This is a genomic window from Paracoccus sp. S-4012, from assembly GCF_009674885.1.
GTDB lineage: Bacteria > Pseudomonadota > Alphaproteobacteria > Rhodobacterales > Rhodobacteraceae > Paracoccus.
This window is the reverse complement of record NZ_WKKA01000006.1, coordinates 45827-57805: the sequence shown is the minus strand read 5'-3', so window position 1 is coordinate 57805 and position 11979 is coordinate 45827. Positions and strand designations below refer to the sequence as shown.

The 11979-nt window shown below is 70.2% G+C and carries 16 protein-coding genes; 2 read left to right on the top strand and 14 right to left on the bottom strand.

Annotated elements, in window-relative coordinates:
- Positions 1–27 precede the first annotated feature (27 nt).
- From GI374_RS09740 to ndk, 13 genes are all read right to left on the bottom strand, one after another.
- Positions 28–807 carry a succinate dehydrogenase iron-sulfur subunit gene (locus GI374_RS09740; RefSeq protein WP_154336886.1) on the bottom strand — a complete coding sequence of 260 codons (780 nt, stop codon included), beginning with the start codon at positions 805–807 and terminating at the stop codon, positions 28–30.
- Positions 808–859: 52 nt separating this feature from the next.
- Entirely contained in the window at positions 860–1177 is a 318-nt protein-coding gene (locus GI374_RS09735; RefSeq protein ID WP_154336885.1) for a hypothetical protein, read from the bottom strand.
- Positions 1178–1179: 2 nt separating this feature from the next.
- A complete protein-coding gene (locus GI374_RS09730) occupies positions 1180–1536 on the bottom strand; it encodes a hypothetical protein (protein WP_154336884.1) in 357 nt (118 codons plus the stop codon).
- Positions 1536–3338, bottom strand: a complete 1803-nt coding sequence (gene sdhA, locus GI374_RS09725) for a succinate dehydrogenase flavoprotein subunit (protein WP_154336883.1) — start codon at positions 3336–3338, stop codon at positions 1536–1538. Before sdhA ends, GI374_RS09730 begins: the two co-directional genes overlap by 1 nt.
- A gap of 13 nt (positions 3339–3351) precedes the next feature.
- Entirely contained in the window at positions 3352–3777 is a 426-nt protein-coding gene (locus tag GI374_RS09720) for a succinate dehydrogenase, hydrophobic membrane anchor protein (protein ID WP_154336882.1), read from the bottom strand.
- 10 nt (positions 3778–3787) lie between these two features.
- Positions 3788–4177: a succinate dehydrogenase, cytochrome b556 subunit gene (gene sdhC, locus GI374_RS09715; protein WP_154336881.1), complete on the bottom strand. Its 390-nt coding sequence runs from the start codon at positions 4175–4177 to the stop codon at positions 3788–3790.
- A gap of 159 nt (positions 4178–4336) precedes the next feature.
- The gene (locus GI374_RS09710) at positions 4337–5371 is read right to left on the bottom strand and encodes a MaoC family dehydratase (protein WP_154336880.1); all 1035 of its coding nucleotides are present in this window, start codon (positions 5369–5371) and stop codon (positions 4337–4339) included.
- Positions 5368–5574: a DUF1737 domain-containing protein gene (locus GI374_RS09705; RefSeq protein WP_154336879.1), complete on the bottom strand. Its 207-nt coding sequence runs from the start codon at positions 5572–5574 to the stop codon at positions 5368–5370. The genes GI374_RS09710 and GI374_RS09705 overlap by 4 nt, the downstream gene beginning before the upstream one ends.
- A 1-nt stretch (position 5575) precedes the next feature.
- Complete coding sequence (locus GI374_RS09700; protein WP_154336878.1) at positions 5576–6130, bottom strand: NnrU family protein; 555 nt, start codon at positions 6128–6130, stop codon at positions 5576–5578.
- A 36-nt stretch (positions 6131–6166) separates the two neighbouring features.
- Entirely contained in the window at positions 6167–7006 is an 840-nt protein-coding gene (locus GI374_RS09695; RefSeq protein WP_154336877.1) for a CoA ester lyase, read from the bottom strand.
- A gap of 65 nt (positions 7007–7071) precedes the next feature.
- Positions 7072–8001 carry an ACP S-malonyltransferase gene (fabD, locus tag GI374_RS09690; protein ID WP_195759894.1) on the bottom strand — a complete coding sequence of 310 codons (930 nt, stop codon included), beginning with the start codon at positions 7999–8001 and terminating at the stop codon, positions 7072–7074.
- 61 nt (positions 8002–8062) lie between these two features.
- A complete protein-coding gene (locus GI374_RS09685) occupies positions 8063–9046 on the bottom strand; it encodes a LysR family transcriptional regulator (RefSeq protein ID WP_154336875.1) in 984 nt (327 codons plus the stop codon).
- Between the two features lie 174 nt (positions 9047–9220).
- Complete coding sequence (gene ndk, locus GI374_RS09680; protein WP_154336874.1) at positions 9221–9643, bottom strand: nucleoside-diphosphate kinase; 423 nt, start codon at positions 9641–9643, stop codon at positions 9221–9223.
- Positions 9644–9733: 90 nt separating this feature from the next.
- On the opposite strand from ndk, the gene GI374_RS09675 reads away from it, so the two are divergent.
- Positions 9734–10246 carry a GNAT family N-acetyltransferase gene (locus GI374_RS09675; RefSeq protein WP_154336873.1) on the top strand — a complete coding sequence of 171 codons (513 nt, stop codon included), beginning with the start codon at positions 9734–9736 and terminating at the stop codon, positions 10244–10246.
- Between the two features lie 144 nt (positions 10247–10390).
- Positions 10391–10975 (top strand): cation transporter, encoded by a 585-nt coding sequence (locus GI374_RS09670; protein ID WP_370515259.1) that lies wholly within the window; start codon positions 10391–10393, stop codon positions 10973–10975.
- Positions 10976–11033: 58 nt separating this feature from the next.
- Here the strand turns inward: GI374_RS09670 and tsf are convergent, their stop codons facing one another.
- Complete coding sequence (gene tsf, locus GI374_RS09665; protein ID WP_154336871.1) at positions 11034–11924, bottom strand: translation elongation factor Ts; 891 nt, start codon at positions 11922–11924, stop codon at positions 11034–11036.
- Between the last annotated feature and the right edge of the window lie 55 nt (positions 11925–11979).

The following is an 11979-nucleotide window of genomic DNA, read 5'->3' as shown; positions in this document are numbered from 1 at the left end:
CGGCGTTCCGGTCGAATCCAGCAGGCGTCAGAGGCTGCGCTCGACCATCAGGTGCTTGATGTTCGCGATCGCCTTGGCCGGGTTCAGCCCCTTCGGGCAGGTATTGGTGCAGTTCATGATCGTGTGGCAGCGATAGAGCTTGAACGGGTCCTCGAGGTCGTCCAGCCGCTCGCCCGTAGCCTCGTCGCGGCTGTCGATGATCCAGCGATAGGCGTGCAGCAAGGCCGCTGGCCCGAGGAAGCGGTCGCCGTTCCACCAGTAGCTCGGGCAGGAGGTCGAGCAGGCGGCGCAGAGGATGCACTCGTAAAGGCCGTCGAGCTTCTTGCGGTCCTCGACCGTCTGCCGCCACTCCCTGCCGGGGGCCGGGGTCTCGGTCTTGAGGTAAGGCTGCACGAAGGCGTGCTGGGCGTAGAACATGGTCAGGTCAGGGATCAGGTCCTTGACCACCGGCATGTGCGGCAACGGGTAGATCGCCACGTCGCCCTTCACCTCGTCGATGCCGTAGATGCAGGCGAGGTGGTTGCCGCCGTCGATGTTCATCGTGCAGGAGCCGCAGATCCCCTCGCGGCAGGAGCGGCGGAAGGTCAGCGTGGGGTCGATCTCGGTCTTAATCTTGATGAGCGCGTCAAGGACCATCGGCCCGCATTTGTCGAGGTCGAGCGTGTAGCTGTCGATCCGCGGGTTCTCGCCCGAATCCGGGTCCCAGCGGTAGATGCGGAAGGTCTTGACCCGCGTGGCGCCCTGCGGCGCGGGCCAGGTCTTGCCGGTCGTGATCCGGCTGTTCTTGGGCAGGGTGAACTGGACCATGTCGGCTCCTTCGGGTCGGTCGGAGGGCGCGCGAGCGGCGCCGCCCGGAATGTTACTGGCGGCCGATCCAGCCCGGCTGCTGGCTCAGCGGCCGGGTCGGCATCTGCCCCGAGCGGTTGACGACGCAGCGGTCGAATGCTTGCGCCGGATCGCGCCCGGCGATCCAGTCGGACGAGATCGCAAGCTCGATCCCGGCGACCGGACGGACCCGGTGGCCATCCGTCGCCACGCCCATCGACACCTGGGACCGCGGCCCCGCGGCCCCGCGCGCCTGATCGAGACAGACACGCTCGGCCTGCTCGACCGGGATCGGCCCGCAGGCGGCGAGGCCCGCGAGCGCAATGGCAGCGAGGGCGAGCCGCGGCGTCATCGTCAGGCGGTGCGCGCGATGCTGGCGATGCACTGCGTCGCCGCCGGGCGCTGCACGATTGCCGCCACGGCCGAGGAGGCCGCCGCGCTGTTGCCCGACATCGAGGCGAGGTCGGCCAGTTCCGCCTGGTTGGCGTTGTTCACGACGCAGGTCGTGTAGGGGGCGACGTTCGTGCCCGGCAGACGCGCCGCCATCTCGCGGTTGATGACCGTGATCGCGGCCGAGCGGGTCGCGGTGCTTACCGTCGAGGGCGGCGTCACCACGACCGGCGGGCGCGTCACCGGGGCGGGTGCGACCACCGGATAAGCACAACCGGCGAGCGTCAGAGCGGCGGCGGACAGGGCAAGAACGGAACGCATCAATAGACCCTCGCTTTGGGAGCAATCTTCTTCAGGTCGATGCCCCCCTCCTCCGCGGTGGTCAGCGGCTCGAGATGCACCGGGCGATAGCTCAACTCTACGCGGTTTCCGTCCACGCGCGCCAGCGAATGCTTGCGCCAGTTGGCGTCGTCCCGCTCAGGCCAGTCCTCATGCGCATGCGCGCCCCGGCTCTCCTTGCGCGCCTCGGCCGCGACGATGGTCGTCAGCGCGTTCGGCATCAGGTTGGTCAGCTCCAGCGTCTCCATCAGGTCGCTGTTCCAGATCATCGAGCGGTCGGTGACGTGCAGGTCGTCGAGCTTCGCCGCGATCGCGGTCATCGCCTCGACGCCCTCGGCCAGCGTCTTGTCGGTGCGGAACACCGCCGCGTCGCGCTGCATGGTGCGCTGCATCTCGTCGCGCAGCTGTGCCGTCGGCGTGCCGCCGTTGGCGTGGCGGAGCGCGTCGAAGCGGTCGAGCGCACGGTCCACCTCGGCCCGGTTGGTGCCGGGGATCGCGGCCTCGCGGTCGATCACCTCGGCCGCACGGATCGCGGCGGCACGGCCGAAGACGACGAGGTCGATCAGGCTGTTCGACCCCAGCCGGTTCGCGCCATGGACCGACGCGCAGCCCGCCTCGCCCACCGCCATCAGGCCGGGGAAGACGCGGTCCGGTTCGCCCTCGACCGGGTCCAGCACCTCGCCCCAGTAGTTCGTCGGGATGCCGCCCATGTTGTAATGCACCGTCGGCAGCACCGGGATGGGCTCGCGCGTGACATCGACGCCGGCGAAGATGCGGGCGCTCTCGCTGATGCCCGGCAGGCGCTCGGCCAGCGTCTCGGGCGGCAGGTGCGACAGGTGCAGGAAGATGTGGTCCTTGTGCTCGCCGACACCGCGGCCCTCGCGGATCTCCAGCGTCATGCAGCGCGAAACCACGTCGCGCGAGGCGAGGTCCTTGTAGGTGGGCGCGTAGCGTTCCATGAACCGCTCGCCCTCGGAGTTGGTAAGGTAGCCGCCCTCGCCGCGCGCGCCCTCGGTGATGAGGCAGCCCGAGCCGTAGATGCCGGTCGGGTGGAACTGCACGAACTCCATGTCCTGCAGCGGCAGACCGGCGCGCGCCACCATCCCGCCGCCGTCGCCGGTGCAGGTATGGGCGCTCGTGGCGCTGAAATAGGCGCGGCCGTAGCCGCCGGTCGCCAGCACCACCATCTTGGCGTTGAAGACGTGGATCGTGCCGTCGTCGAGCTTCCAGCACACGACACCGGTGCAGGCGCCGTCCGTGATCACGAGGTCGATGGCGAAGTATTCGACGAAGAACTCGGCCTTTTCCTTGAGGCTCTGGCCGTAGAGCGTGTGCAGGATCGCGTGCCCGGTGCGGTCGGCGGCGGCGCAGGTGCGCTGCACGGGGGGGCCTTCCCCGAACTCGGTCGTGTGGCCCCCAAAGGGGCGCTGATAGATGCGGCCGTCCTTGGTGCGGCTGAAGGGCACGCCGTAATGCTCGAGCTCATAGACCGCCTTCGGCGCCTCGCGGGCGAGGTATTCCATCGCGTCCGTGTCGCCGAGCCAGTCCGAGCCCTTGACGGTGTCATACATGTGCCACTGCCAGTTGTCCGGGCCCATGTTCGACAGCGACGCGGCGATGCCGCCCTGCGCGGCGACCGTGTGGCTGCGGGTCGGGAAGACCTTGGTCACGCAGGCGGTGCGGAAGCCCTGCTCGGCCATGCCGAGGGTCGCGCGCAGCCCCGCGCCGCCGGCCCCCACCACCACCACGTCATAGTCATGCGTCTGGATTTCATATGCGGACATGGGGGCTCGGCCTTCAGTTGACGATGACGACGGGGGCGGCGGCGGGAACCACGACCGCCACATCCGGCGCCAGGAGCACTCGGGCGAGCGCGAAGAGGGTGAGCGCGACGACCGCCCAGCCGAAGAGCTGCGTCAGGATCTGCGCCCAGGCGCGCGGGCCGCCCTGGACGTAGTCGTCGATCATGACGAAGGTGCCGCGAATCCAGTGGATCATGCCCACGACGACGAAGAGGCCGGTCACGACCGCCGCGAAGGGACGGCCGAAATGAGCGACGACGCCCGCCCGGTCGAGGCCGATGGCGCCGCCGACCGCGATCACGAAGAGCGGCGTGAGGATCGCGAGACCGATGCCGCTGACGCTCATGAACCAGTGCGCGGCGGTGGCGCCGTGGCCGGAGCCGAGTCCGGCGGCGAGCTTGCGGGGGGTGTAGAAATGCATTGTCCGCTCCTCAGACCAGCATCAGGATGACGGTCAGCAGCGCCAGCACCACCGAGCCCACGATGATGACGATGCTCAGCGTCCGGCCCTGGTCGATCTCGAGCCCGCGGCCCGAGTCATACCAGAGGTGCCGCAGCCCGGCGAGGAAATGGAACCAGAGCGACCAGGTCGAGCCGAGCAGGATAAGCCAGCCGAGCCACGAGCGCAGGAACCAGTCGGCCGTCGCAAAGGCCGCGTCCGAGGTCCCGGCCGCGACCAGCCACCAGACCACCAGCAGCAGCCCCGGCAGGATGCCCTGCCCGGTGCCGCGGGTCATGATCGAGGTGATCGCGGTCAGCGGCAGGCGATAGACCTGCAGATGCGGGGACAGCGGACGGTTGCCGCGCGGAACATCGGCCATGATGCCTCCTCCGGTGCCTTGCGCCCCAAGTGACGCGGGGTTCGGGCGCTGCTTAACCCTAAGGCCGAGGGAGTGTCACGCCCATTTTCGCTGCATGATGGCCTTCTTGCGACCGGCGTCCCCCGTTGTGATCACACGCTGCAAGCGTGCGATCACATATCACCGCGGGATCAGCGCCCAGTAATCGAGATCGAGCAGCACCTCGGGCAGATAGCGGCCGTCTTCGCCGCGAAGCGCCCCTGCCCGGCCGCCGTCACGCATGGCGACGGTCCGCAGCCGCAACGCGCCGATGCCCGGCCGCGCGGTCTCGGCCCGGTCCAGCACCTGCGACCACGCCCGCACGGTGTCGCCCGCGAAGCACGGATTGGCATGCGCGCCGCCGTTCAGCGCCACCACCAGCTGCGCGTTCGCCAGCCCGTTGAAGCTGAGCGCGCGGGCCATGCTGATGACATGCCCGCCATAGATCAGCCGCCGCCCGTCCTCGCGGAAGGTGGCGTCGAAATGGACCTTGGCGGTGTTCTGCCACAGCCGGGTGGCGAGCATGTGCTCGGCCTCCTCGATGGTGACGCCGTCCACATGGTCGATGATCTCGCCCGGCTCGTAGTCGCCCCAGCGATGCGGCTCGCCCGCGAGGGCGAAGTCGTAATCGCCGAAGTCGAGGCCCGGCGGCAGCACGAGGTCGCCTGCGCCGAGGGCGGGGGCAAGCTCCGGGATCGCGGTCTCGGGCATCGTCGCGTTCGGATCGCGGGTGCGGACCATGACCCAGCGGACATAGTCCAGCACCGTGTCCCCGTGCTGGTTCACCCCGCGGGTCCGCACCCAGACCACCCCCGAGGCGCGGTTGGAGTTGAGCTTGAGGCCGATCACCTCGCTCTCGGCCGACAGAGTGTCGCCGGGCCAGACCGGCGCCCGCCAGCGGCCCTCGGCATAGCCGAGATTGGCCACCGCGTTGAGGCTGATGTCGGGGACGGTCTTGCCGAAGACGGTGTGGAACACCAGCCAGTCGTCCAGCGGCGCGGACTTCAACCCGCAGGCTTGCGCGAAGGCGTCAGAGGAGTTGAGGGCATGGCGCGCGGGATAGAGCGCGTGGCAGAGCGCGCGCTCGCCCTGCCCCAGCGTGCGCGGCACGGCATGGCGGATCACCTCGCCCAACCGGTAATCCTCGAAGAAGCGGCCCGGGTTCGTCTTGCTCATTGCGCCCCCAGCTTCATCTCCGGCGCGTAGTCCGCTGCCACGTCCTTCACCACCGCCTGCCCGCAGCGCATGACGCCCTTCAGCGGATCGAAGGCCATCGCCGGCGCCCCATGCAGTTCCCAGCCTCGCGACAGCGCCTCGCTGACCTTGTGGCAGAAGGCCGAGGTGTCGTCCTCGGTGAGGAAGCGGTAGAGCAGCGCCATGTCAGGCTCCGAAGGGGTTGGGGCCCAGCCAGCCGTGGATCAGGCCGACGATGCCAAAGACCACGATTGCGGCGATGGCGGTTGTGAACTCCTTGCGGACGGGGATGTGCCTGGTCGGCGGCGGGGTCCAGCCCGGCTCGGCGGCGTTGATGAGGGCCATCTCGAGAAGCGCCCAGAGGAGCAGGCCACCGAACAGCACGAGCGATGGCAGGTCGCCGTTGGTCAGCAGATGCGCAACGGCCCACAGCGAGAAGCCGATCAGCTGGGGGTGGCGCAGGCGGACGCCGACGCGCGACTTCGACCCGGAAGCGGCGAAGAGGTAGAAGGCGATCAGCACCAGCAGGTTGTTGATGCCCTTCAGCATCGGCGTGGCGGCCCACCAGATCGTCTGGTCGGCCATCCGGTAGCCCCAGATCATCAGCAGCACCGCCACCACGAGCGCGGCGGCCACGAGGCCCTTGCCGCGATCGCCGACCACCGCCCGGTTGCCCGGCAGCACGCGCTTCCACAGATGCGCGGCCCACCAGAGGATCACGCCGAGGATCAGGATCAGCATTGCGGTTCCCCTGCCGTTTCGCGCGCCACCATGCCGTCAGCCGCCCGCGGCGGCAATGGCCTCGGCCGTGGCGAGCGTGCGGCGGGCGGTCTCGACGTGCAGGTTCTCTACGATGCGCCCGTCCACCACGGCCACGCCGCGGCCCTCGGCCTGCGCGGCCTCGAAGGCCTCGATCTGGCGGCGGGCGAGGGTGACGTCGTCTTCGGACGGCGCGAAGGCCGCGTTGGCGGTGGCGACCTGCGCCGGGTGGATCAGCGTCTTGCCGTCGAAGCCCATGTCGCGCCCCTCGGCGCATTCGGCGGCCAGCCCGGCCTCGTCCTTGAAGGCATTATACACCCCGTCCACGATCACCCGGCCATGCGCCCTCGCGGCCAGCAGGCAGAGGCCGAGGCCGGTCAGCAGCCCCAGCCGGTCGGGCCGGGCCTTGGTGCCAAGCTCCTTGGCGAGGTCGTTGGTGCCCATGACCATGCCCTGCAGCCGCGGATGCGCGGCGATGGCGGCGGCGTTGAGCATCCCGGCCGCCGTCTCCATCATCGCCCAGAGGGGGGTGTCGGGGATCAGCGCGGCCGCGCGGTCGAGGTCGGCGGGGGCGTTCACCTTCGGGACAAGCACCGCGTCGGCGCCGGTGGCGAAGGCGCGGGCGTCGGCCTCGCCCCATTCGGTCTCAAACCCGTTGATCCGCACGATCCGCGCGCGCCTGCCCCAGTCACCGCCGAGGGCGGGCTTCAGCGCCGCGCGCGCGGCGGGCTTCTCGTCCGGGGCCACGGCGTCCTCGAGGTCGAAGATGATCGCGTCCACCGGCAGCGTGCGCGCCTTCTCGAGCGCGCGGGCGTTCGAGGCCGGCAGGTAGAGGACCGAGCGGTAGGGGCGGATCATGGCAGGCTCCGGCTGGGGACGGCCGGGGTGTGGCAAGCCGCCGCGGCTTTCGCAAGCCCTCAGGCTCAGCCCTTGAGCGCGGCGATGTCCTCTGGCGTGCCCACGGCCCTGACCGTGGCGTCGGGGAGGATGCGGCGGATCATGCCGGAGAGCGCCTTGCCCGCGCCGATCTCCCAGAACTCGGTGACGCCCGCCTCGCCCATCCAGAGGACCGACTCGCGCCAGCGGACCACGCCCGTCACCTGTTCGACCAGCAGCCGCCGGATCGCGCCCGGCTCGGTTACCGGTTCGGCGCGCACGTTGCTGACGAGCGGCACCTGCGGCGGCTGGATGTCCACGCCGGCGAGGGCCTCGGCCATGACGGAGGCGGCGTGCTGCATCAGTTCGGAATGGAACGGGGCAGAGACCGGGAGCATCAGCGCCCGCTTGGCGCCGCGCTCCTTCGCGAGCGCCGCGGCGCGCTCGACCGCCGGTTTGTGGCCCGAGATCACCACCTGCGCGGGGTCGTTGTCGTTCGCGGCCTGGCAGATCTCGTCCCCCGCCGCCTCGCGGGCGAGATGGTCCACGGCGACGAAGTCGAGGCCGAGGATCGCGGCCATCGCCCCCTCGCCCACCGGCACCGCTTCCTGCATCGCCTGCCCGCGCAGGCGCAGGAGCCGGGCGGTGTCCGAGAGGGTCAGCGCACCGGCGGCGCAGAGGGCGGAATATTCGCCCAGCGAATGACCCGCGACGAAGGCGGCGTCGCCCAGGCCGGAGCCCTCGCCCTGGAGCGCGCGGAACGCGGCGATCGAGGTCGCCATCAGCGCCGGTTGCGCATTGGCGGTCAGGGTCAGCGTCTCGGACGGCCCCTCCCAGATCAGCGCGGACAGCTTCTCGCCGAGCGCCTCGTCCACCTCGTCGAAGACCGCACGCGCGGCCGGACTGGCATCCGCAAGCGCCTTGCCCATTCCGACCGTCTGGGCCCCCTGGCCCGGAAACACGAAGGCGCGCATCAACCACTCTCCCGCAGGTCCCGTCTGCCTTTCCGTAGGCAGGCGCGGCCGGGCGCGCAAGCGGCTAGGGGGTGGAGGCGGGCGGCGGGAAGCCGGACGGGAGCCGCGCCATGATGTCGGCGACCAGTGAGCGCAGCCAGCGATGCGCGGGGAAATCATGCGACCGCCGCGCCCAGGCCATCTGCACGCGGACCGGCGCGATCGGAAACGGCGTGGCATAGACGTGGATGCGGCCGTCATCGAAACTGTGCGCGAGGTGCAGCGGCAGGAGCGCAATGAGGTCGCTGCGGGCCACGACCGAGAAGGCGCTCGAGAAATCGGGCACGGTCTGGGCCACCGAACGCGTGCAGCCCAGTTCGGCCAGCAGCGGCTCCTCGATGCCGGCGCGGCTGCCGTCGATCGAATAGATCACGTGGCGCAGCCCGCAGTAGAGGTCGAGCGGCATCGGCCGGCCGCGGCGCAGGCCCGCGGCGGCAACGGCCGGGTGGCCGACGCGGGCGCAGACGCAGAGCGGCACGTCGATCAGGTCGCGCCTGACCAGCCACTCGGCCGGCTCGATGTCGCGGTCAAGCACGAGGTCGGCGCGGCCGGGCGCCAGGGCATCGGTCACGACCGGATACGGCAGGTCGATCAGTTGCACGACGATGCCCGGCGCCTCGGCGGCCAGCCGGGCCTCGAGCCGCGGCAGCAGCGTCGGCGCGAAGAAGTCGTTCCCGGAAATGCGGAAGGCGCGCTCCTCGGTGGCCGGATCGAAGCGCGACTTGCCGCGGAGGACGGCCTCGATGTCCTCGATCAGGCGGTGCACGTCGGGTTCGATCTCGCGGGCGAAGTCGGTCGCCTCGAGGCCGCGGCCGCGGCGCACGAAGAGCGGATCGCCGAGGGACTGGCGCAGCCGGGCGAGCGCGGCCGAGACGGCGGGCTGCGACAGCCCCACGCGGGCGGCGGCACGCACCGTCGAACCCTCGCGCAGGAGCGCGTCGAGCACCTTCAGCAGATTGAGGTCAAGCGCGGCAATGCCCACCGTCTCCCCCGGCCGGCCTTTGCCCATCCTATCAGCGGAGGCTATTCCTCCAATACAATCCTTCGATTTATCACCGGGACCGAAATGGTTAACGATGGCCTACGGCTGGGGCTCCCGGCGCATCGCTCATTGTTTGCAGGATTGCTTGCGGTTTGGGGGCCGGCCTTTCGCGGGGCCGGCCCTCCTTTCCTGCGGGCAGGGTCAGCCGACCAGTTCGAGCCCCGAGAAGAAGAACGCGATCTCCTCCTTCGCGGTCTCGGCGGCGTCCGAGCCATGGACCGAGTTCTCGCCCACCGACTCGGCGAACTCCTTGCGGATGGTGCCCTCGGCGGCGTCCTTCGGGTTGGTCGCGCCCATCACCTCGCGGTTCTTCGCAATCGCGTCCTCGCCCTCCAGCACCTGGACCACGACCGGACCCGAGGCCATGAAGTCGCGCAGCTCGCCGAAGAACGGACGGTCCTTGTGGACCTCGTAGAACTTGCCGGCCTGCTCGGGCGTCAGCTGGATGCGTTTCTGGGCGACGATGCGCAGGCCCGCATCCTCGAATTTCTGGTTGATGCGGCCGGTCAGGTTGCGCTTGGTGGCATCCGGCTTGATGATCGAAAGGGTGCGTTCGATGGCCATGGAATCCTCTGGGAAGGGCTCGCGGGCGGCGCCCGCGGCGATGCGCCGGGCGGTTAGCACGGGGCCGGGATGAAGGAAAGCGCGGGGCAGATGCACTTCAGGCCTGAGACAGCCGAGGATCGAGAGGTCATCGCGGCGCTGATCGAGGCGGCCTTTGCCGGCGCCGCCCATGCCTCGGGGAGGGAGGCAGAGATCGTCGCGGGGCTGCGGCGAGCGGGCGGGCTGACCCTGTCGCTGGTCGCCGAGGATCAGGGCGCGGTCGTCGGCCATGTGGCCTTCTCGCCCGTCAGCATCGCGGGCGAGGGTGGCGCGGCGGCCGCCGACGGCTGGTTCGGCCTCGGGCCGGTGGCGGTGCGGCCCGACCGGCAGCGCGGCGGAGTGGGCACCGGGCTGATCCACGCGGGACTGGCGCGACTGCGGGACGCGGGCGCGCGCGGCTGCGTGGTGCTGGGCGATCCGGCCTACTACCGGCGTTTCGGTTTTGCGCCCGATCCGGCGCTGCGGCTGGACGGGGTGCCGCCGGAATACTTCATGCGGCTTGTCCTTGCCGGCCCGCTACCCGCCGGCCGCGTCACCTATCATCCGGCTTTCGACCGAAGCTGACGGCCTGGCAGCCGGCCGGCCCGCTTGACGGCCGAGGCGCGCGGGCCGATCCTGTGGGCGTGGTTGCCGTCCGCGGAGGCGAACCGGATGACCTGCTGCTCGCATGAGGGATGCGCCCCCGCCGCCGTCGGGCGGTATCGGCGGGTGCTCTGGATCGTCCTCGGGATCAATGCCGGGATGTTCGCCGTCGAGGCGGCAGCCGGGCTGCTCGCGGGGTCGGCGGCGTTGCAGGCCGATGCACTCGACTTCCTCGCCGATGCGGCGAATTACGGCATCAGCCTCCTCGCGCTCAGCCTCGCGCGGGTCTGGCGCTCGCGCGCGGCGCTCCTCAAGGGGCTGTCGATGGGCGGCTTCGGGCTCTGGGTGATCGCCACGGTCGCCTGGCACGCGATCCACGGCACGGTTCCGGCCTGGGGAACGATGGGGACGGTCGGCGCCGCGGCGCTCGCCGCGAACCTCGCCTGTCTCGCGCTGCTTCATGCCTGGCGGGATGGCGATGCCAACATGCGCTCGGTCTGGATCTGCTCGCGCAACGACGTGCTGGCAAATTTCGCGGTCATGGCCGCGGCGCTCGGGGTGTTCGGCACCGGGCGCGGCTGGCCGGACCTGATCGTGGCCGCGATCATGGCGGCGCTCGCGCTGCACGGCGCGGCGACGATCATCCGCCACGCCAAGACCGAACTCGCGCGCAGGCGGAACCGCGGCTTCGTGCTGCCCGGCGCGGGATGAGCCGGAACGTCGAGGCCGGCCCCGAGGGACCGGCCTCCGTTCTGAAGTAATGGCGCGATCAGTCGCCCTTCAGCGTTTTCGCCACCTCGGCGGCAAAGTCTTCTTCCTTCTTCTCGATGCCTTCGCCCACAGCGACGCGCGCAAAGCCGGTGACCTCGGCGCCCGCGTCTTTGGCCGCCTGGCCCACGGTCACGTCCGGGTTGATGACGAACTTCTGGCCGAGGAGCGTGACTTCCTCGAAGAACTTCGACATCCGGCCCTGGATCATCTTCTCGATCACGGCCTCCGGCTTGCCGCTTTCGCGGGCCTGTTCGGTCAGGACGCTCTTCTCGCGCTCGATCAGCGCCGGGTCGAGGTCGGCCTCCGAGAGCGAGGCGGGCGAGGTCGCGGCGATATGCATGGCGATCTGGCGACCGATCTCGGCTGCCTTGTCCTTGGGGCCGTTCAGCGCCACGAGGACGCCGATCTTGCCCATGCCGGGGGCGGCCGCGTTGTGGACGTAGTGGACGACGGTCTCGCCCTCGAGCAGATGCATCCGGCGCAGGGTCATGTTCTCGCCGATGCGGGCGATGGCGTTCTGCACCACTTCCTCGACCGGCGTGCCGTTCAGATGCGTGGCGCGCAGCACCTCGACCGATTCGCCGGTCTCGAGCGCCAGTTCCGTGATCTCGCGGACGAGGGTCTGGAAGTCGGCGTTCTTGGCGACGAAGTCGGTTTCGGAGTTGATCTCCACCGCGACGCCGCGGCCGTCGCGGACGGCGACGCCGATCAGGCCCTCGGCGGCCACGCGGCCGGATTTCTTGGCGGCCTTGGCGAGGCCCTTGCTGCGGAGCCAGTCCACCGCGGCCTCCATGTCGCCAGAGGTCTCGGTCAGCGCCTTCTTGGCATCCATCATGCCTGCGCCGGTGGTCTCGCGCAGCTCCTTCACCATGGCGGCGGTGACGGTCATGGGGTCTCTCCTCGTGCGGAATGGGTCATGCCGGGCGCGCAGGACGCGGCCCGGC

Excerpts from the sequence above, each read along its gene's own strand:
- tsf (WP_154336871.1), bottom strand. The coding sequence starts at position 11,924 with ATGACCGTCACCGCCGCCATGGTGAAGGAGCTGCGCGAGACCACCGGC.
- GI374_RS09695 (WP_154336877.1), bottom strand. The coding sequence starts at position 7,006 with ATGATCCGCCCCTACCGCTCGGTCCTCTACCTGCCGGCCTCGAACGCC.
- sdhC (WP_154336881.1), bottom strand. The coding sequence starts at position 4,177 with ATGGCCGATGTTCCGCGCGGCAACCGTCCGCTGTCCCCGCATCTGCAG.
- GI374_RS09740 (WP_154336886.1), bottom strand. The coding sequence starts at position 807 with ATGGTCCAGTTCACCCTGCCCAAGAACAGCCGGATCACGACCGGCAAG.
- GI374_RS09735 (WP_154336885.1), bottom strand. The coding sequence starts at position 1,177 with ATGACGCCGCGGCTCGCCCTCGCTGCCATTGCGCTCGCGGGCCTCGCC.
- sdhA (WP_154336883.1), bottom strand. The coding sequence starts at position 3,338 with ATGTCCGCATATGAAATCCAGACGCATGACTATGACGTGGTGGTGGTG.
- GI374_RS09675 (WP_154336873.1), top strand. The coding sequence starts at position 9,734 with ATGCACTTCAGGCCTGAGACAGCCGAGGATCGAGAGGTCATCGCGGCG.
- GI374_RS09685 (WP_154336875.1), bottom strand. The coding sequence starts at position 9,046 with ATGGGCAAAGGCCGGCCGGGGGAGACGGTGGGCATTGCCGCGCTTGAC.
- GI374_RS09700 (WP_154336878.1), bottom strand. The coding sequence starts at position 6,130 with ATGCTGATCCTGATCCTCGGCGTGATCCTCTGGTGGGCCGCGCATCTG.
- ndk (WP_154336874.1), bottom strand. The coding sequence starts at position 9,643 with ATGGCCATCGAACGCACCCTTTCGATCATCAAGCCGGATGCCACCAAG.
- GI374_RS09710 (WP_154336880.1), bottom strand. The coding sequence starts at position 5,371 with ATGAGCAAGACGAACCCGGGCCGCTTCTTCGAGGATTACCGGTTGGGC.
- GI374_RS09720 (WP_154336882.1), bottom strand. The coding sequence starts at position 3,777 with ATGCATTTCTACACCCCCCGCAAGCTCGCCGCCGGACTCGGCTCCGGC.
- GI374_RS09705 (WP_154336879.1), bottom strand. The coding sequence starts at position 5,574 with ATGGCGCTGCTCTACCGCTTCCTCACCGAGGACGACACCTCGGCCTTC.
- GI374_RS09730 (WP_154336884.1), bottom strand. The coding sequence starts at position 1,536 with ATGCGTTCCGTTCTTGCCCTGTCCGCCGCCGCTCTGACGCTCGCCGGT.